Raw genomic sequence first — 17,336 nt, 5'->3', positions numbered from 1 at the left:
CGTGGAACAGGCGGTGGCCACGCCGAGACAGGAGCGTGAGCTGGCGCGACTTCAGCGGCAGGTGGAACGGATCACCGAGGGCCTGCTGTTCCTCAGTGAGAGTGATGCCCGCTTCATCTTCGTCGCCGATGCGGACGCGGGCGTGACGGACGTCACGCCCGAAGCGGTGGTCTCCTTCCTTTCCGACGAGCACGACGGGCGGACGGACCTCTTCGTCCCGAACAACCCGCCGCTGGCGCCGCTGGCGGGACGGCCCTTCGAAGTGGTGGACGCGGACGCGTTCTTCGCCCGCATCATCGGCAACCTGGATCCGGCGGACCCCGCGTCGCGCGAGACAGCACGCCGGCTGCGCCAGCTCCAGCGGGTGCTGGAGCGCGACCTGGAGGACCTGACGGTCATCCGTTTCGGCGAGCCCGGTCGCACGGACGTCTCCGGCCAGGTCTCCATTTTCATCGTGGGTCGCACGGAGGAGGGCGCACTGGCCGGCGTCCTCACCGGAGCCATCGAGACTTGAGCCCGGGCCTTTCGCAGGTCAGGCGGCCCGGCGCGCGGCCGTCGTCGGGCGGATGTCCCCGTGGTTCGGGGCGGGCAGGGTGATGGTCGGTGCCAGCCCCGGAGCCACCAGCGAGCCCCTCAGCAGTGACGACGGGTGGAAGTTCACGAAGGCCCCCTCCACGCGCGAGGGGCCCGCGAACACCTTCTCGACAATCATCGACGAGTACTGCTCCAGCGAGCTCTCGCGGGTGTTGCCGTTGAGCACCACCTCCCAGCCCATCTGCTCGGCGTAGGCCCGCAGCCCGGGGATGCTCGACTGGAGCGGCGTGTAGCTCTCCGTCGCCACCCCGTTCTCGCTCACCACGAACACCTCCTTGTCCGTGGCCACCGCCAGCGACATGTTCCCCATCGTGTGCCCCGGCGTCGACAGGATGGCCGCCCCTCGGCCCAGCCACACGTCCCCGTCCAGCAGCACCACCCGCTCCTCCGGCACCCCGTCCGTCCCGCCCGGCACGTACCAGACCTTCTCCAGCGGGTGCAGGTTCTTCACCGACTCCCACTCGGCCCGCTGCACCAGCAGTTTCGCCCGAGGGAAGTACGCCGGCTCCCCGTCCCCGCCCAGCCACCGCCTCACGTCCTGCACGTGCAGGTGGTCGAACGCGATGTAGTCCACGTCCGCGGGCAGCAGCCCCTGCGCCGCCAGGTGGCTCTGCACCGTCCCGTGCCTCCGGCTCATCAGCTTGTCTGAGACGAAGTCGCCGTACTTCTCCCGCAGGCCCTTGTAGAAGGGTACCGCCTGGCCGCGCTCGTAGTCGCTCGGGTTGAAGAGCAGCGTGCGCGTCACCCCGTCCTCCTGGTACTGCACCACCTGCATCCGGTTCGTCATCATCACGTAGGGCGCCGGAGACAGCGCCCCTCCGCTGAAGGCGAACAGCGATGGGTAGGGGAATGTGACGAGGTCGCACGTGGCCACCGCCGCCACCGGCCCATCGGCCGTGAAGATGTCTCGCGCCTCCTGGGCGGCACGGCGGAGCTTCTGCAAGCGCAGCCCTGACACCGGCTCGGCGCGGGCCTCGGCGAGGAAGGGGAGGGGTCGGAAGGACGGAGTCATGGGTTCACCCTGAGGTCGAAGGCGGTCTTCACCGACTGGTAGCGGCCCCGCGCGAGGTTGGCCTCGATGGCCTCCTGGTAGCGCGCGAGCGGAAAGGTATGTGTGACGAGCCCACTGGGATCCGGGCCCTCCCGGTGGGCGAGCAGCTCCAGCACCAGGTCGAAGGTGTGCTTGCGCTCGCCCCGGAAGCTCTCCGGTCCATACACGTAGGAGCCGAGCAGCGTCAGCTCGTTGCGCCACACCGTCGTCCAGTCCACACGCTTCAGGATGCCCGCCGCCCCCACCAGCACCACCTTCCCCAGCGAGCGCGTGTAGCGCAGCGCGTCCTGCACCGAGGCCGCGCTGCCGATGCAATCGAACGTCACCTCGAAGCCCCCCATGAGCGCCGGCGGGCCGAGGATGGGGCGGTACACCTTCGCCCCCGTGCGCCGCGCCACCTCCTCGGCCTCGGCCTTGTCGTCCCTCATCACCCGGAAGGCCTCGTCCGCCCCGAGCTGCCTGGCCAGCTTCAGCTGGTACTCCTCGGCCGCCAACAGCGTCACGTGGCAGCGCGAGCCCAGCGCGCGAATGGCCCACAGGCACGCGAAGGCCACCGGCCCCCCTCCAATCACCAGCACCCGGTCCTCGTCCTTCAGCGGCACCTTCAGGACGGCGTGCAGGCTCACCGCCAGCGGCTCCACCAGCACCCCCGCCTCGTCTCCCACCCCTTCCGGCAGCGGGTGGAGCTGCGAGGGGTGCGCCACCATCTCCGTCCCCATCCCCCCGGGCAGGTCCTTCTGGAAGCCGATCATCTGCCCCGGGGCGAGACAGCCCTCGGCGGTGCGCTCGCAGCCGTTCTCCTGGCCGGACGCGCACGGACGGCATGGTGGCTGGATGCCCCGCAGGCGGCAGGGCAGCAGCGGATTGACCGCCACCTTCTGTCCCACCTCCACGCCTCGCGCCCGGGGCCCCAGCTCCACCACCTCGGCGAGCACCTCGTGGCCCAGCACCGCGGGGAAGCTGTTGAAGGGCTCGTTCTGGGGGCTCATCTTGAAGAAGAGCGTCCCCATGTCCGAGCCGCACAGCCCCGCCAGCAGCGGGCGCAGGCGCACCCAGTCCGGGCCGGGCAGGGTGGGGGAGGCCAGCTCACGCAGGGACAGGCAGCTCCCATGCCCATAGTGCACCTTGGGGTACATCCCCCCAATCCCCTTGGCGAGGACGTACTTGGGGATGGACAGTTCGAAGACGAGTCCCTTCACGACAGGCACGCTCCCTGGGCAGACGGGCTGCCAGCTGGCGCGCGGGAGTCTACCGTCGCGAGAGGAGCCGCGACACGGGGGCCGTTCTGGTAGGGTGGGCCCAGCGGTTTTCGAGGGTAGATGGGTATGGCGAAGGCGAAGCGGAAATCCGACGACACGCTGTCCGGGGACGCGCTCAACGACGAGGTCCGGGTCGAGGCCTCCCTCCGGCCGCGCACCTTCGACGAGTACGTGGGCCAGGGTGCCGTCGTCGAGAAGCTCAAGGTGTACGTGCAGGCGGCGAAGAGCCGCGGCGAGTCGCTCGACCACTGCCTCTTCTCCGGGCCCCCGGGCCTGGGCAAGACGTCCCTCGCCTACCTCATGGCCACCGAGCTGGGCGTGGGCATCCACGTCACCAGCGGCCCCGCGCTCGAGCGCAAGGGCGACCTGGCCGGGCTGCTCACCAACCTCAACGAGCGCGACATCCTCTTCATCGACGAGGTCCACCGCCTCAACGCCGCCATCGAGGAGTACCTCTACCCGGCCATGGAGGACTTCCGGCTGGACATCACCATCGACACCGGCCCCGCCGCCCGGGCGATGAAGATCGACCTGCCGCCCTTCACCCTCATCGGCGCCACCACCCGCACGGGCCTGCTCACCTCGCCGCTGCGCGACCGCTTCCAGATTCAAGAGCGGCTCGAGTACTACGAGCCCAAGCACCTGGAGCAGATCCTCACCCGCTCGGCACGCATCCTCGGGGTGAAGCTGGAGCGCGAGGGGGCCAAGGAGATCGCCACCCGCGCCCGCGGCACCCCCCGTATCGCCAACCGGCTGCTGCGCCGGCTGCGCGACTTCGCCCAGGTCGAGGGCGACGGCAGCATCACCCTGGAGCTGGCCTCCGATGCGCTGACCCGGCTGGGCGTGGACGCCTCCGGCCTGGACGCCATGGACCGGAAGATCCTCCTCACCATCATCGACAAGTTCGGTGGGGGTCCGGTGGGCGTGGAGACGATCGCCGCCGCGGTGGGCGAGCAACGCGATACCATCGAGGACGTGTACGAGCCCTACCTCCTCCAGGAAGGCTTCCTCCAGCGCACGCCGCGGGGCCGCATGGCCACGCACCTGGCGTACACCTACTTCAACAAGAAGGCGCCCCCCGCGGCGCAGGGGTCCCTCTGGTGAGCACCACCGCGACCGCCGTCCAGCCCACTCGCACGTCCCGCGTCCCCCGTGACTTCTACGCGGATCTCATCCGGGCCTCGCAGGGCACCCATGCCGGTTTCCTCGCCGAGCGCGAGCGCTGGCTGCGCGCCCTGCCCGTGGAGGCCCGCGAGGAGCTCCTCTTCGAGTTCGAGATGTTGCTGCGCAGCGTGGAGCGTTACGTCCAGCTGCACGACAACGGTGTCCTCGACGCCCAGGAGCAGCCGCTCGTCACCCGCGACTTCCGCGAGGAGCTCAAGGACATCCGCGCCACCCTCAGTCAGGCCATCCGCCTGGCGCGGACCCTGTTGGACCCCGACTCCACCCAGAAGCTCCAGTTCCGCCGCTACGTGGAGACGCAGCTCGCCGATGACCGGACGCGCCGCTCGCGCATCGAGGGCGAGCTGGTCCAGGAGACGCCCCAGGAGAGCCTCTTCGTCCTGCGCCAGTCCTTCGAGTCGCTGCGCAACCTCATCGACCACCTGCTCCAGTTGCCGGTGTGCGGGCTGAACCTCTTCAACGACGTGGGCAACCTCGTCCTGCGGGAGATCGTCCTCAACCGCTTCTTCCGGCCCTTCCACCTGCACGAGTTCCGCCTGGAGTACGACCGGCTGCGCTCCGTGCGGCTGCTGACGCTGCTGGCCACGGTGCCGCAGGAGACCCGGCCCCTCTACACCACCGCCTACCTGGCCCTCTTCCGCCTCCTGCACTGCCTGGCCTACGTGAGCCAGGACGCGCAGGGCCCCATCCCCCGGCGCGTGCGCGTGCTGCTCGGGCTGGTGCGCAGCGAGGCGCTGAGCCTCGTGGGCTTCCTGAAGAACGAGCTGGCCCCCAAGGCCGGCCCCAAGCCCCTCCAGGCCGCGTGCCTGCGCGCCGCCCGCGACATCGCCCGCGAGACGGAGCGCATCGCCCGCGACATCCTCGTGGAACTCGACCGGGACCGCGCCGCCGCCGCCCGCGCCTCCTACGCCTTCACCCAGCTCTTCCAGAACCAGGTGGTGGCCCTCACCGAGGCGCTCGCCCCGGGCTCCGCCTCCGGCGAGGCCCCCTTCGAGCAGCTCACCGCGCCCATGGAGTCCGCCGAGCGGCTGCGCAAGGACCTCTGGGTCTTCTCCCAGTTGTGCCGCGCCGCCGAGGGCCACCTGCGCAACGACGACATGGTCTCCACCGAGGCCGTCATCTCCAGCATCGTGGCCTTCCTCGGCTACTTCCAGGACGGCAGCTACCAGCTGCTGCGCTACGTGGACTACGAGGCCTTCGACCGCTTCAGCGCGCTCCTCACCGAGCTGCCCTGGCCGCCCGAGGGCCCCGCCATGCGCACCCGCCTCATCGAGGACCTGCGCGCCTTCTCCATGGTGTTGGAGAACACCTTCGCGGCCGTCAGTCGGCGGGCCCAGCTCCGGGGCTTCACCTTCGACCGGACCGAGGCCGAGCTGCTCCGGGACCGCTTCCTCGCTGCTACACGCTGAGACGGTGTCGGATACCCGGCACTGTAAAGTCTCCAGTTGTCACGCTTTCCCCCCTCAATCGTTTGATTCTGGGCATCCGCTTGCGTTATCAGGTCGCGTCATGACGCGGCTTGAGGGGAATCGGCGTGTGGAAGTTCTGACACATTTGTCACGGTGACGGGGTAGGTGCACAGCGAGTCGAGGGGGGATGGGCCACCGGCTGCTTCGGTGACCCCAGCAAGTCCATGAAAGAACCCAGTGAATCCATGCACTTGGGTTCGGAGGGGGCCCCGCGGGCACCCACCTTCCACGAGGGCTTCGTGGCGTGTGGCTTGCATCGATACGCGGCGCGTCAGATGGGCAGTGAACACTGAAGTACCCGTATCGAAGAGGCGACACCGATCATGCCTTCCAACTCCTACAGCCAGCGCACCCTCTCGCAGCCCGTCCGTTGCCAGGGCGTGGGCCTCCATTCCGGGGCGCCGGTGAACCTCTCGCTGCTGCCCGCGCCGGTGAACCACGGCATCGTCTTCGTGCGCACGGACACGCCGCGCCCGGTGTCCATCCCCGCGCTGACGGAGTACGTGGTGGACACCTCGCTGGCCACCACCCTGGGCAAGGACGGCGTCAAGGTGAGCACCATCGAGCACCTGATGGCGGCCCTGGCCGGCATGGGGCTGGACAACGTGCGTGTGGAGCTGGACGGCCCCGAGGTGCCCATCATGGATGGCAGCGCCGCGCCCTTCGCCGCCCTCATCGCCGAGGCGGGCACGCGCGACCAGGAGGAGCCCCGCCGCCTGCTCGTCATCAAGAAGACGGTCTCCGTGGTGGATGGTGACAAGGAGGCCAGCCTGTCTCCCGCCAACCGCTTCCGCATCTCCTGCACCATCGACTTCAAGCACCCGCTCATCACCGAGCAGGCCTTCGACCTGGAGTTCTCCGACCGGTGCTTCCACCGGGAGATCTCCCGCGCGCGCACCTTCGGCTTCCTGCGCGACGTGGAGATGCTCAAGAAGATGGGCCTGGCCCGGGGTGGCTCGCTGGACAACGCCATCGTCGTGGACGAGTTCTCCATCCTCAACCCGGACGGCCTGCGCTTCCCGGACGAGTTCGTGCGCCACAAGATCCTCGACGCGGTGGGGGACATCTCCCTCTTCGGCCGCCCGGTGGTGGGCCACCTCAAGGCCTTCAAGACGGGGCACGCGCTCAACCAGAAGCTGGTGAAGGCCGTGCTGGCCGATCCCAGCAGCTACGAGATCGTCCCGGCCCGCAGGCACATGGAATTGCCCGAGCTGCGCCTGCGGGACATGGCCCTCGAGCCGCTGGTGGCCTGAGGCTCGGAAATTTCTTTGCGGGGGCGGGGTTTTCTCGATTAAGGACCCTTACCCATGCACATGCGTTCTACTTCCACCATTCTGACCGCGCTGCTGGCGGTCTCCCTCTTCGCCGGCTGCAACAAGGAGAAGGCCCCGGCGACGGCCCCCACCCCGACCGCCACCTCGGCCGAGCCCGCGCCGGACACGGTCGTCGCCACCTACGGGGACGGACAGAAGATCACCTTCGGTGAGCTCAACGAGCGCATCAAGGAGCCGCTGGCCAACCTGGAGAAGCAGAAGAACCAGCTGCGCAAGCAGGGCCTGGAGGGCTTCGTCACCGAGCGGCTCGTGCAGGCCGAGGCCAAGAAGCGCAACCTGACCGAGGAGCAGCTCATCAAGGCCGAGGTGGACGACAAGATCCCCCAGCCGCCCGAGGCGGAGATCAGGAAGCTGTATGACGAGGCGAAGGAGCGGCTGCCCCCGGGCACGACCTTCGAGCAGGTCAAGCCGCAGATCGTCGACTTCCTCACCGGCTCCAAGAAGCAGGAGCGTGCGCGCGAGTTCTTCGCCGAGCTGAAGAAGAACAACAACGTGCAGATCACCCTGCCCGAGCCCCCGCGCGCCCCCGTGGAGCGCAAGGAAGTGGCGGCCACCGGCCCGTCGAAGGGCCCCGAGAACGCGCCCATCACCATCGTGGAGTTCAGCGACTTCCAGTGCCCGTTCTGCAGCAAGGCCATCAAGACGGTGGACGAGGTGCTCGCGGCCTACCCGAACCAGATCCGCCTGGTGTTCCGCCAGTACCCGCTGGACTTCCACAAGCAGGCGCCCAAGGCCGCCGAGGCCTCGCTGTGCGCCGCGGACCAGGGCAAGTTCTGGGAGTACCACGACACGCTCTTCGCCAATCAGCAGGCGCTCGAGGTGGCCCAGCTCAAGGACCACGCCAAGAAGGTGGGCCTGGACGCCGCCAGGTTCGACAAGTGCCTGGACTCCGGTGAGAAGGCCGGGACCGTGGCGGCCGACATGGCCGACGGTCAGAAGGTGGGCGTCAACGGCACGCCGGCCTTCTTCATCAACGGCATCCTCCTGTCGGGCGCCCAGCCCGCCGAGGAGTTCAAGAGCATCATCGACGCCGAGCTGAAGGCCAAGAAGTAGGAGCCTCCGCGCGTGGCGATACGTCCCAAGGCCACGCCTCGGTTGGGGCTGAGCGGTGAGCCGAGCGCGCTCGAGTTGGAGCGCCCACTCGCCGCCGGCCTCTCCCCCAACCGTCCCCTCGCGGCGCACTTCCACGCGCCCGAGGGGATGGTGTTGTTGCGGGAGCCCTCCGCCTTCAGCGGCTTCTTCGCTGGCAGCCTGGGCTCGCTGTCCATCGACGAGGTGTTCAGCCACGTCGTCTCGGGCATCCGCAGTGGCCAGCTCATCGTCCAGCACGGCGACGTGCAGCGCAGCGTCTCCTTCCGCGACGGGCAGCCCATCTTCGCCGTCTCCAGCGTGCACCACGAGCGGCTCGGCGCCGTCGTGGTGCAGCTGGGCCTCATCACCCCCGAGCAGCTCTACCAGGCGCTCGCCAAGGTGACGCCCACCCTGCGCATCGGCGCCGTGCTCACCCGCGAGGGCTTCCTCTCCGAGGCCAACCTCTACAGCGCCATGACGTACCTGGTGCGCGAGGTGGTGCTCAACCTCTTCGAGATGACGGAGGGCAGCTTCCTCTTCCTCGAGGGGCGCCCCCCCGAAGGGGACGCGGTGAAGCTCCAGGAGCGCACCAAGGACCTCGTCCTCCAGGGCATCAAACGCGGCGAGGCCACGGCGCGACTGCGTCGGCGCTTTCCCGACGACACCCCCGTGGTGGCGGGCCCCGAGGCTCCGCCTCCCGGCGAGGAGGCCCTCCTGGGCCGCGCGGCCACCGGCACCACCCTGGGCGTGCTGCGCTCCTTCTGGGAGGGCAGCCTCTTCTCCTTCCTCACCTGGGTGGAGGAGCGCTCGCGCGACGGCGCGCTCATCCTCCAGCAGACGTCGTCCACCCCGGCCCCGCCCCGGCGGCCCTCCGGCTCCTTCGTGGTCCCGCCGCCCTCCGTGGCGCCCCTCAGCCCCGAGGAGCGCTTCAACGCGCTGCTCGCCCAGATTCACACCGCCATCCGCCTCGCGGGCTCCAACCCGGACCTGCTGCGCGGCTTCCTCGAGTCGCCCCATCCCGGCCTGGAGACCGCCTATGACGGCGTGACGCTCGGCCCGGACGGCCGGGTGGACGTGGCGCGCATCCGCCAGAATGTCTCCACCGGCGGCGAGGCGCTGGCCCGCGCCATGACGCTCGAGGCGCTCGACGCCTTCGTCTCCTACGCGCTCTTCACCGCGCGCAACGTGCTGCCGGGTGAGATGTCCGAGCGGCTCTACCGCAGCTATCGGGACCTCCAGGAGGGACTCTCGTGACGGACACCTCCCAGGCACGGGCCCGGCTCGCGCTCGCCGCCGATCTGCCGCTGGACGAGGGGCTGCGGCTCTACCAGCAGGTGGCCCCCCACGTGGCCTACGCCAAGGTGGGCCTCTCCCTCTTCGTCGAGCACGGCCCGGCCGCCGTCGCCGCCTTCCAGAAGCTGGGCGCGAAGGTGTTCCTCGACCTGAAGCTGCACGACATCCCCAACACCGTGGAGCTGGCGGCCGCTCGTGCCGGGGCGCTCGGCGTGGCGCTGCTCACCGTGCACGCCGCCGGGGGCGAGGCCATGCTGAAGGCCGCCGTGAAGGGCGTGCGCGAGGGCGCCCTCTCCAAGGGCCACGCGGCGCCCAGGGTGCTCGCGGTGACGGTGCTCACCTCCATGTCCGCCGAGGACGTGGCCTCGGTGGGCCTGTCCGGTGCTCCCGAGGAGGCGGCGCTACGGCTGGCGCGGCTGGCCGTGCGCGCGGGCGTGGACGGGCTGGTGTGCTCGCCCCGCGAGGCCGAGGCCTTCCGCCGCGAGCTCGGCCCCTCGCCCTTCCTCTGCACCCCGGGCATCCGTCCCGCGGGCGCGGCCAGGGGAGACCAGAGCCGCGCCGAGACGCCCGCCTTCGCGGTGCGTGCGGGTGCGGACCTGCTGGTGGTGGGTCGCCCCATCCACACCGCCGCTGATCCGCTGTCCGCCGCGCGTTCCATCGCGGAGGAAGTTTCCACCGCCTGACAGCGGCGCCCGCTCACACGCGGGGATCCCCTGGCCGCTCCTCCGCTCCGTCCCCACCTTGCCCTCTCAAGGCCATCTGGTCGGGGGAGAACACATGGACGCAAGGCGGTTGTTGGGGTGGGGCCTGCTGGTGCTGTGCACGGCGTGCAGCGCGTCGAAGCAGGCGGTGAAGGACTCGTCCGACCCGGGCATCGGTGGCTCCGGCCCCGTGGCCCAGGAGCAGTCCATGATGGGCCACGAGGAGTCCATGGGCCAGGAGGAGTCCGGTCCCCGACGCTACGTGGACCAGGCCCTGGGCTTCGAGCTGCTCCAGCCCGGCGGGGATTGGCTGCTGGATGAGTCGGGAGAGCAGACGCCCGAGGGGCTCGCCATCCCCGTGGTGCTGCGCCACAGCACCAGCGGCGCGCAGGTGGTGCTCCAGGTGGCACCGGCCGTGGCCTCGCCGCTCCAGTTCGCCGAGCGCCTGACGATGGGCCTGCGCAGCCAGCCCGGCTTCGAAACCAGTGATCCCGAGCCGCTGCCCATGTCCGACAGCGCCGTGGGCTTCTTCTTCGCGGTGGGCGACAACGTGCGCGGCCGGGTCATGGTGCGCGATGGCAGCCGCGGCCGCGTCTTCATGATGCTGGCCACCTGGCCGACGGAGGCTCCGTCCGATGTGGCCGACACGGTGAACGCCCTCTTCGAGAGCGTCCGTCCGTTGGAGATCCCCGAGCAGACCTGAGGGCTCTAGCCCTTCGAGCGGCCGCCGCGCGACGGCTTGAAGGTGGGGGCGGTGCTCTCGGAGGCCTCGCTCCCCTCGATGCGGGCGCGGCGCCGCACGTACTCGACCAGCGTGCGCACGCCCACGCCCGTGCCGCCCTTGCCCAGGTAGCCCCGCTCCTTGGGGCTCACGGACGGGCCGGCGATGTCCAGGTGCACCCACGGCGTCTCGCCGACGAACTCCTTGAGGAAGAGCGCCGCGTTGATGGCGCCACCCCAGCGCTCGCCGGAATTCTTCATGTCCGCCACCTCCGAGCGCAGCGCGTCCTTCTGCAGGTCCGTCACCGGCAGGCGCCACATCTCCTCGCCCGCCGTGTGCGCCGCCTCCAGCACGTCGTACACCGTCGGGTCATGGTCGCCGAAGGCGCCCACGATGTAGTTGCCCAGGGCGATGACGCACGCGCCGGTGAGCGTGGCCAGGTCGATGACCACCGCCGGCTTGTGCTCGCACGCCCAGGTGAGCACGTCCCCGAGCACCAGGCGCCCCTCGGCGTCCGTGTTGGTGATCTCCACCGTCTTGCCCGAGCGCGCGGTGAGGATGTCGCTCGGCCGGTACGAGGTGCCCGAGGGCATGTTCTCGCAGGCGCCGATGAAGGCGTGCACGGGGAAGGGCGGCTTGAGGGTGGCGATCACCTTCATGGCGCCCAGCACCGCGGCCGAGCCGGCCATGTCCGTCTTCATCTCCACCATGGAGTCGGTGGGCTTGAGCGACAGGCCGCCCGAGTCGAAGGTGATGGCCTTGCCCACCAGCGCCACCGGGGGCTGCCTGGCCTGCTTGGCGTTCTTCGGCGTGTATTCGAGGTGGATGAGCTTCGGCTCGTTCGCGCTGCCCTGCGCCACCCCGAGGAACATCCCCATCTTCAGCCGCTCGATCTCCTTGCGGCACACGACGGTGGCCTTGAGGCCGGCGTCGCCCGCCATCTCCTGCGCGGCCCGGGCGAGGCTGTCGGGGTTGACGACGTTGGGGGGCTCGTTGACGAGATCCCGCGCCCAGTTGGTGGCCTCGGCCACGCGCTGCCCGAGCGCCACCGTCTGCTCGTGCTCCTTCGTCTTGTCCACCCCCGCGGGGAGGGCCAGCCGCACCGCGGTCAGCTTCGGCGCGTTCTTCTCCTCCTTGGCCGAGGACTTGTAGCGCTCGAAGCGGTAGGCGCCCAGCTCCAGGCCCTCCACCACGGCGCGCAGGGCGTCGACGACGTCCGGCGTCTCGGGCACGGCGAACACCACCGTGCGCACCTTGAGGCGCTGGGCCGTCTTCGCGGCACGGCCGGCCGCCTGACGGAGGATCTCGGGGGTGTAGCGGGCGGGCGTGCCCAGGCCCAGCAGCAACACGCGCTCCGTCTCGAGCCGACCCAGCGTGTGCACCACGAAGGACTGCTCGCCCTTGCCCTTGAAGCCTTCCTGCGTGGCGGCGGCGGCGAGCTTGCCCTCCAGGGCCTTGTCGGCACCCGCCAGCGGCGCGGGCGACTTGTCTCCCAGCTCGCCTTCGAAGAGGGGAATGACGAGCAGCTCACCGCTCGCGCGGGCGGCCTCACCGGAGATGAAGCTGAAGTTCATGAGGGAAGGGGACTCCTGGAAGAAGGGGTGCGCAATGTAGCGCCCGGAAGGTTTCAGGCAAGAACGGTCGAGCATTCCCGCGTTGCATTGCCAGGGCACGGTGACTACGTCCGGCACATGCCTTCGTTGCTGCTCCATCTCACGGCCATCGAGCGATTGGCCGCCAACCCCGGGGATCTCCCCGAGGACTTCGTGCGCGCGTTGTCCGAGGACCTGGCCTATGCGCGCTTCGGCGCGGCGCTGCCGGACCTGCCGATGTGCGAGGGCGTCCGGGGCGGGCTGCGCGCGTGCTACTCCGGGCAGGACTGGCCCACCTTCGCCCGCCTGTACCATGAGAAGGCGCCAGTGGGCATGGGCCTGAAGATGGCCGAGCTGGTGGCCGCCGGCGCGCTGGTGGGCACCGAGGCGGGGCTCGCGCTGCTGGCGGGCTACTTCACCCACCTGTCCCTGGATCGCGCCCTCCACCCCCACGTGGACAGTCTGGTGGTGCGCCACCGGCGCCAGGGCGAGCACGCGCTCGTCGCCCACCGCAAGATTGAATGGACGCAGACGCTCTTCTACCTGCGCGAGCTGCACGGGGTGGAGCTGTTGGGCAGCTCGCGGTTGCGCTCCAAGTTCGAGGTCACCAAGAGCGCGGGCTTCCCGGTGAGGGGGGTGGGCGGCGGCATCTACGAGCTGGTGCGGCTGGCCTCGCGGGAGTCGCTCCAGCAGGCGCCCACCAAGGAGCAGGTGGACGGGTGGGTGCGCGGCCTGTACCTGGCGGGGCTCTACCTCTCCAGCCCCCTGGGGCGGATGCGGACGCTGCCCGCCTACTCGCAGCTCAGCTTCCAGGAGCTGTACCGCAACGACACCTTCGACTTCGCCGCCCAGGTGGAGCACGCGGTGGAGCAGTCACGCGGGGTGTTGCGACGTCTGCTGGCGTACATGACGCGCGGCATCTTCACCCCGCGGGCCCGGGCGCGGTTCTTGGAAGAGTTTCCCGAGGGCACCATCGGCGCCTGCGCCGCCTAGTTGTTTCCCACCGGGTGGAAACTTGCACCCCAAGGTGGGACGACCAACCGGGCGAGCACCCCGGGCCCCTGGGAATGCGGCTATCCGATCCGCAAGGCCGCTCCTATCCTCTGCGTGGGTATGACGGTACTCCTTCTCATTTCCGCCGGTATCCTCGCGGGTACGACGGGCGCGCTGCTGGGTGTAGGCGGCGGTGTCATCCTGGTGCCCCTGCTGGTACTGGGCTTCCAGGTGCCGCTGGAGGAGGCCGTCCCCGCGAGCCTCATGTGCGTGGTGGCCAGCTCCTGCGGCGCGGCCGCCAGCTACGTGGAGCGTCGGCTGAGTGACATCCGCCTCGGTTTGACGCTGGAGCTGGCCACGGTGATGGGCGCCATCGTCGGTGGGCTGGTGGCGAGCCTCGTGGCCCCGGCCTGGGTGGCGGTGGTGTTCGGCCTCTTCACCCTCTACGTGTCGGCGCAGATGCTGCTGGCGCGCGCGCCGGTGGAGCAGCGGCTGGAGGACTACGTGCCCCACAACTATCCGCTGGGCATCTCCGGCTCCTTCGTGGCCGGGGGCCTGTCGGCGCTGCTGGGGGTGGGCGGCGGTCCGCTCAAGGTGCCCCTGATGAGCTACGGCATGGGGGTGCCCTTCAAGGTGGCCAGCGCCACCAGCAACCTGATGATCGGCGTGACGGGGGCGGCGAGCGTGGCCGCCTACGCCTGGCGCGGGCACGTGAAGCTCGCGCTGGTGGCGCCGCTGGTGGTGGGGGTGTTGGCGGGTGCGTCGGTGGGCTGCCGGGTGATGCCGCACGTGCCCACGGCGGTGTTGAGGAAGCTGTTCGCGCTGGTGCTGCTGCTGGTGGCGACCCAGATGCTGTGGAAGGGTGGGGAGGGACTGTGGCCGAATCTATGGAAATGACGAGCGCGGCGACCCCCGTCGTGGTGACGACCGGGGCTGCTCCCGTGGTACTGAGGAATACGGTTCAGGTGGAGGCGAACGCTCCTCCCCCGCAGGCCCTCCCCGGCGTTTCGCAGGGCAGGCACGCGGAAGCGGGGGAGCAGTGGATCTCCCGGCTGCTCCGGGTGGGCTCCCTGTGCAGCGGAGGGCTCTTCCTCGCCTCGGTGGCCCTGGAGGCCCTGCCCGACTCCGAGCGCGTGCACGTGGCCATCGACGTGCTGCGCAAGGGCGCGGCCTCGGCCCTGCTGGTGACGCCCGTGGCGCGACTGGTGGTGGCCGGCACCACCCTGGGCCTTCGCGGAGAGTGGCGGTACGCGCTCTACGCCGCCGGCGTGCTGGGACTGCTCGCCGTCGCCGTGGGCGCGGGACTCCACGCCTGACTCACACCCCGCGCGCGTCGAAGTGGGCGAGGACCTTCCGGGCCTTCGCCACGTCGTCCTGACGGCCCTGCTCCTCGAAGAGGGGAATGACCGCCTCGATCTCCGCGCGCGCCAGCTTCCACTCCTGGGTGAAGGTGTACGCGATGCTCAGGTCCCAGCGGGCCCGCGCCTCGTAGGCGTGGTCGTGCAGCTCCGCGTAGAGATCCGCCGCGGAGTGCAGGAGCGGACGCGCCGAGTTGTGGTTGCCCAGCAGGCCCTCGGCCTCGCCCAGCAGCAGCCGGCACAGCGCCAGCGGCTCGGGATCGCCCTCCTTCTCCAGAAGGGGCATCGCCTCGGAGAAGCGCTTGCGCGCCGCCTCGTACTCACCGGCCTCCATGCGGATGTCGCCGATGTCCAGCAGGAGCTGGGCGATGCGCGGCCCGTTCTTCGCCTGCCGGTACAGCAGCAGCGCCTCCTGGTACTTCTCCTCGGCGGCCTTCGCATGGCCCAGCGCGCGCAGCGACTCGCCGATGGCGGCGCGGCACAGCGCCTCGTTCTCCTGATCCTTCAGCTCGTTGAAGAGGAAGGTGGCCCTGGAGATGTGCTCGATGGCGCCCCGGTGGTCCTCGAAGTTGGCGCGCACCACCCCCAGGCCGAAGTGCACCTGCGCCTCCCCGTACTTGTCCTTGGCCGTCTCGAAGCACCCGAGCGCCTCCTCGTAGTGACGGCGGCTCTCGGCGTGGTCCTCCAGCATGCCGTGCAGCTCGGCGAGGTGGACCAGCCCACGGCCAATCTCACCGGGATCCCCGGTGATGCGCGTCACGGCGAGCGCGTTGCGCTGGTTCTTCAGGGCTTCTTCGATGTGGGCGCGTTCGGTGTCGTTCAAGCTCATGATGGGCGGGGGCTCAAGACTCCTCGCCCTTGTTGCGGCGACGCGCCTGCTTGTCCAGCATTTCCGCACGGGACTCGCCACGGCCGGCCTCGTGCACGAGGAGCGGGGAGAAGAAGCAGTCCTTCTTCGTGTATTCGTCGAAGGAGAAGGCGAAGCGGTAGCTGGCCGCCGAGCGCTGGTTGCAGTCGGTGCGCTCGCAGAAGCGGCAGGAGATGCCGCTGGGCACCGCGTCCTTGCGCAGGTCCGTGGTGGGCAGCCCGTACGCCAGGTACTTGGCGTTCTCCGCGTGCGTGCCCAGGCCGATGGAGTACGCCGAGCCGCGCACGATGGAGCCTTCGATCGGCTGGAGCTGCACCTTGGCGAAGCAGAAGTACGAGGTGCCGTCCGGCATCATCGAGTACTGCCGGGTGAGCTGCGAGGGGTTGAGGAAGGCCAGGTGCACGGCCCACTTGCCGCACGAGCCGCCGCCGGTGGCGAACTTGATGCCCGTGCCGCTGTAGCGCTTGGAGATGTTGCCGGCGATGTCCGAGCGCAGGAAGTGGAAGGGCAGGCCCCGGCGCTTGGGGTCCGACAGGTTGCACAGCCGGTGGGCCACCGTCTCGTACGTGGTGCCAAAGAGGTTGGAGAGCAGCTCCACGTCGTAGCGCGTGCGCTCCACCTCCTTGAAGAAGTCCCCGTAGGGCAGCATCAGCGCGCCGGCGAAGTAGTTGGCCAGGTTCACCTTGATGAGCCGCTGCGTCTCCGCGTGCCGCGTGCGCATCGCGCCGACGATGCGCTCCACCAGCTTCTCCCGGTCCAGCACCATCAGGCCGATGGACGTGGCGAGCTGGAACTTGAGCGGCTGCTCGGTCAGGTCCGGCGAGAGGATGAGCTCCTGGGTCTCCGGATCCAACCGGCGCACCACCGAGGAGCCACTGGGCGCGGACTCGAAGCGCACCCGGTAGCCGAAGCGCTCCTCGAGCAGCGGGACGAGCTGCGGACTGGTGAGCAGGCGCCCCAGCTTGAAGTCGCGCCGCAAGGCCTCGGCCTGCTCCTCCAGCTCGGGGAAGTAGTTGTGGTGGGACTGGAGGAAGTCGCTCACCTCGTCGAAGGGCGAGTAGTCGAAGCGGGGCCCGGGGCCCGAGCCCGCGGAGGTGCCCGGCACCGCCTCGGCGCGCGCCCGCTCCTCCGCGTTGAGCTGCGCCAGCACGTTCTCCAGCTGCGTGCGCGTGTTCTTGTAGAGGTTGAAGAGCGCCGCCACCGTGCCCGCCAGCTTCGGCTCCGCCGACAGGCTCTGGAGCGACTCGGGATCGATGTCGAGGCTCTTGAGCAGCGGCTCGTCCAGGAGCTTCGCGAGCGCCTCGTCCACCCGGCCCTCGCCGAGCGTGGACATGAACTGCTCGGGATCCTGCTCGAAGTAGCGCAGGGCCTTCCACAGCAGCGGGAAGGGCATGACGCGCTTGCCCTTCTCGATCAGGTTCAGGTACGCCGGGGAGACCCCCAGGTCCTTCGCCGCGTCCGTCTGCTTGATGTTCCGCGCCAGCCGCAGGCCGCGCAGCTTCAGGCCCACGTTCGCGTTGAGTGCGTTCTCGTTCATCTCTGCCTGTCCCGGTCGGATGCTTGTATTTCACAAGTACCCGCTGACTCCGACACGCGCACTGTGCGGAGGCTTTTACCGATTTGCAACGAGCGTTTTCGGGCGGGTCCACCCTTGTACGCAAGGGAACGAAGAGGGGCCCCGGACATTCTCCCGAGCTGTTTTCCAGTGCTTAAACTGTTGATTTTACTGGGTCTGGTAGGTTGCCCTGCGACCTTGTAGGGCGATGCCCCGGGAGCGCTGTCAAAGGTTTACCCAAGCGCTTTCAAACCGCCACGGTGGGCCCCTGGAGGCGCCGGTGGGTTGGTCGGTG

The 17,336-nt window shown here is 69.6% G+C and carries 16 protein-coding genes; 11 read left to right on the top strand and 5 right to left on the bottom strand.

The window, feature by feature from the left end; genetic code table 11:
- Window positions 1-514: nuclease A inhibitor family protein (locus tag VF794_RS16745; RefSeq protein ID WP_331111581.1), on the top strand; the 514-nt coding region annotated here is incomplete at its 5' end.
- A gap of 18 nt (window positions 515-532) precedes the next feature.
- On the opposite strand, the gene VF794_RS16740 is transcribed toward VF794_RS16745, so the two are convergent.
- Window positions 533-1,606 (bottom strand): hypothetical protein, encoded by a 1,074-nt coding sequence (locus VF794_RS16740; RefSeq protein ID WP_331111579.1) that lies wholly within the window; start codon window positions 1,604-1,606, stop codon window positions 533-535.
- Window positions 1,603-2,844 (bottom strand): zinc-dependent alcohol dehydrogenase, encoded by a 1,242-nt coding sequence (locus VF794_RS16735; protein ID WP_331111577.1) that lies wholly within the window; start codon window positions 2,842-2,844, stop codon window positions 1,603-1,605. The genes VF794_RS16740 and VF794_RS16735 overlap by 4 nt, the downstream gene beginning before the upstream one ends.
- A gap of 126 nt (window positions 2,845-2,970) precedes the next feature.
- Between VF794_RS16735 and ruvB the strand changes: the two genes are divergently transcribed.
- The 7 genes from ruvB (at window position 2,971) to VF794_RS16700 (ending at window position 10,657) form a co-directional block, all read left to right on the top strand.
- Window positions 2,971-4,008 (top strand): Holliday junction branch migration DNA helicase RuvB, encoded by a 1,038-nt coding sequence (gene ruvB, locus VF794_RS16730; protein ID WP_414640916.1) that lies wholly within the window; start codon window positions 2,971-2,973, stop codon window positions 4,006-4,008.
- Window positions 4,002-5,495, top strand: a complete 1,494-nt coding sequence (locus tag VF794_RS16725; protein ID WP_414640917.1) for a hypothetical protein — start codon at window positions 4,002-4,004, stop codon at window positions 5,493-5,495. The genes ruvB and VF794_RS16725 overlap by 7 nt, the downstream gene beginning before the upstream one ends.
- 383 nt (window positions 5,496-5,878) lie before the next feature.
- Window positions 5,879-6,808 (top strand): UDP-3-O-acyl-N-acetylglucosamine deacetylase, encoded by a 930-nt coding sequence (lpxC, locus tag VF794_RS16720; protein WP_331111572.1) that lies wholly within the window; start codon window positions 5,879-5,881, stop codon window positions 6,806-6,808.
- A 54-nt stretch (window positions 6,809-6,862) separates the two neighbouring features.
- The gene (locus VF794_RS16715) at window positions 6,863-7,942 is read left to right on the top strand and encodes a thioredoxin domain-containing protein (RefSeq protein ID WP_331111570.1); all 1,080 of its coding nucleotides are present in this window, start codon (window positions 6,863-6,865) and stop codon (window positions 7,940-7,942) included.
- A gap of 12 nt (window positions 7,943-7,954) precedes the next feature.
- Window positions 7,955-9,214, top strand: coding sequence for a DUF4388 domain-containing protein (locus tag VF794_RS16710; protein ID WP_331111568.1), 1,260 nt, complete (start codon window positions 7,955-7,957; stop codon window positions 9,212-9,214).
- Complete coding sequence (pyrF, locus tag VF794_RS16705; protein WP_331111566.1) at window positions 9,211-9,936, top strand: orotidine-5'-phosphate decarboxylase; 726 nt, start codon at window positions 9,211-9,213, stop codon at window positions 9,934-9,936. The genes VF794_RS16710 and pyrF overlap by 4 nt, the downstream gene beginning before the upstream one ends.
- Before the next feature lie 94 nt (window positions 9,937-10,030).
- Window positions 10,031-10,657, top strand: coding sequence for a hypothetical protein (locus VF794_RS16700; RefSeq protein WP_331111564.1), 627 nt, complete (start codon window positions 10,031-10,033; stop codon window positions 10,655-10,657).
- A 5-nt stretch (window positions 10,658-10,662) separates the two neighbouring features.
- Here VF794_RS16700 and VF794_RS16695 read toward each other — a convergent pair whose 3' ends face one another.
- Window positions 10,663-12,249 (bottom strand): leucyl aminopeptidase, encoded by a 1,587-nt coding sequence (locus VF794_RS16695; RefSeq protein ID WP_331111562.1) that lies wholly within the window; start codon window positions 12,247-12,249, stop codon window positions 10,663-10,665.
- 117 nt (window positions 12,250-12,366) lie between these two features.
- Between VF794_RS16695 and VF794_RS16690 the strand changes: the two genes are divergently transcribed.
- From VF794_RS16690 to VF794_RS16680, 3 genes are all read left to right on the top strand, one after another.
- The gene (locus VF794_RS16690; protein WP_331111561.1) at window positions 12,367-13,260 is read left to right on the top strand and encodes a zinc dependent phospholipase C family protein; all 894 of its coding nucleotides are present in this window, start codon (window positions 12,367-12,369) and stop codon (window positions 13,258-13,260) included.
- A gap of 120 nt (window positions 13,261-13,380) precedes the next feature.
- Window positions 13,381-14,157: a sulfite exporter TauE/SafE family protein gene (locus tag VF794_RS16685; RefSeq protein WP_331111559.1), complete on the top strand. Its 777-nt coding sequence runs from the start codon at window positions 13,381-13,383 to the stop codon at window positions 14,155-14,157.
- Window positions 14,154-14,576 (top strand): hypothetical protein, encoded by a 423-nt coding sequence (locus VF794_RS16680; RefSeq protein WP_331111557.1) that lies wholly within the window; start codon window positions 14,154-14,156, stop codon window positions 14,574-14,576. Before VF794_RS16685 ends, VF794_RS16680 begins: the two co-directional genes overlap by 4 nt.
- 1 nt (window position 14,577) lies before the next feature.
- Here the strand turns inward: VF794_RS16680 and VF794_RS16675 are convergent, their stop codons facing one another.
- Entirely contained in the window at window positions 14,578-15,447 is an 870-nt protein-coding gene (locus VF794_RS16675) for a tetratricopeptide repeat protein (protein ID WP_331111555.1), read from the bottom strand.
- Window positions 15,448-15,460: 13 nt separating this feature from the next.
- Window positions 15,461-17,023 (bottom strand): helix-turn-helix domain-containing protein, encoded by a 1,563-nt coding sequence (locus tag VF794_RS16670; protein WP_331111554.1) that lies wholly within the window; start codon window positions 17,021-17,023, stop codon window positions 15,461-15,463.
- Window positions 17,024-17,336: the final 313 nt, after the last annotated feature.

Source organism: Archangium sp. (genome assembly GCF_036389735.1).
In the GTDB taxonomy this organism is placed as follows: Bacteria; Myxococcota; Myxococcia; order Myxococcales; family Myxococcaceae; genus Archangium.
The sequence above is the reverse complement of the archived record's forward strand: the minus strand, read 5'-3'. Positions and strand labels throughout refer to the sequence as shown.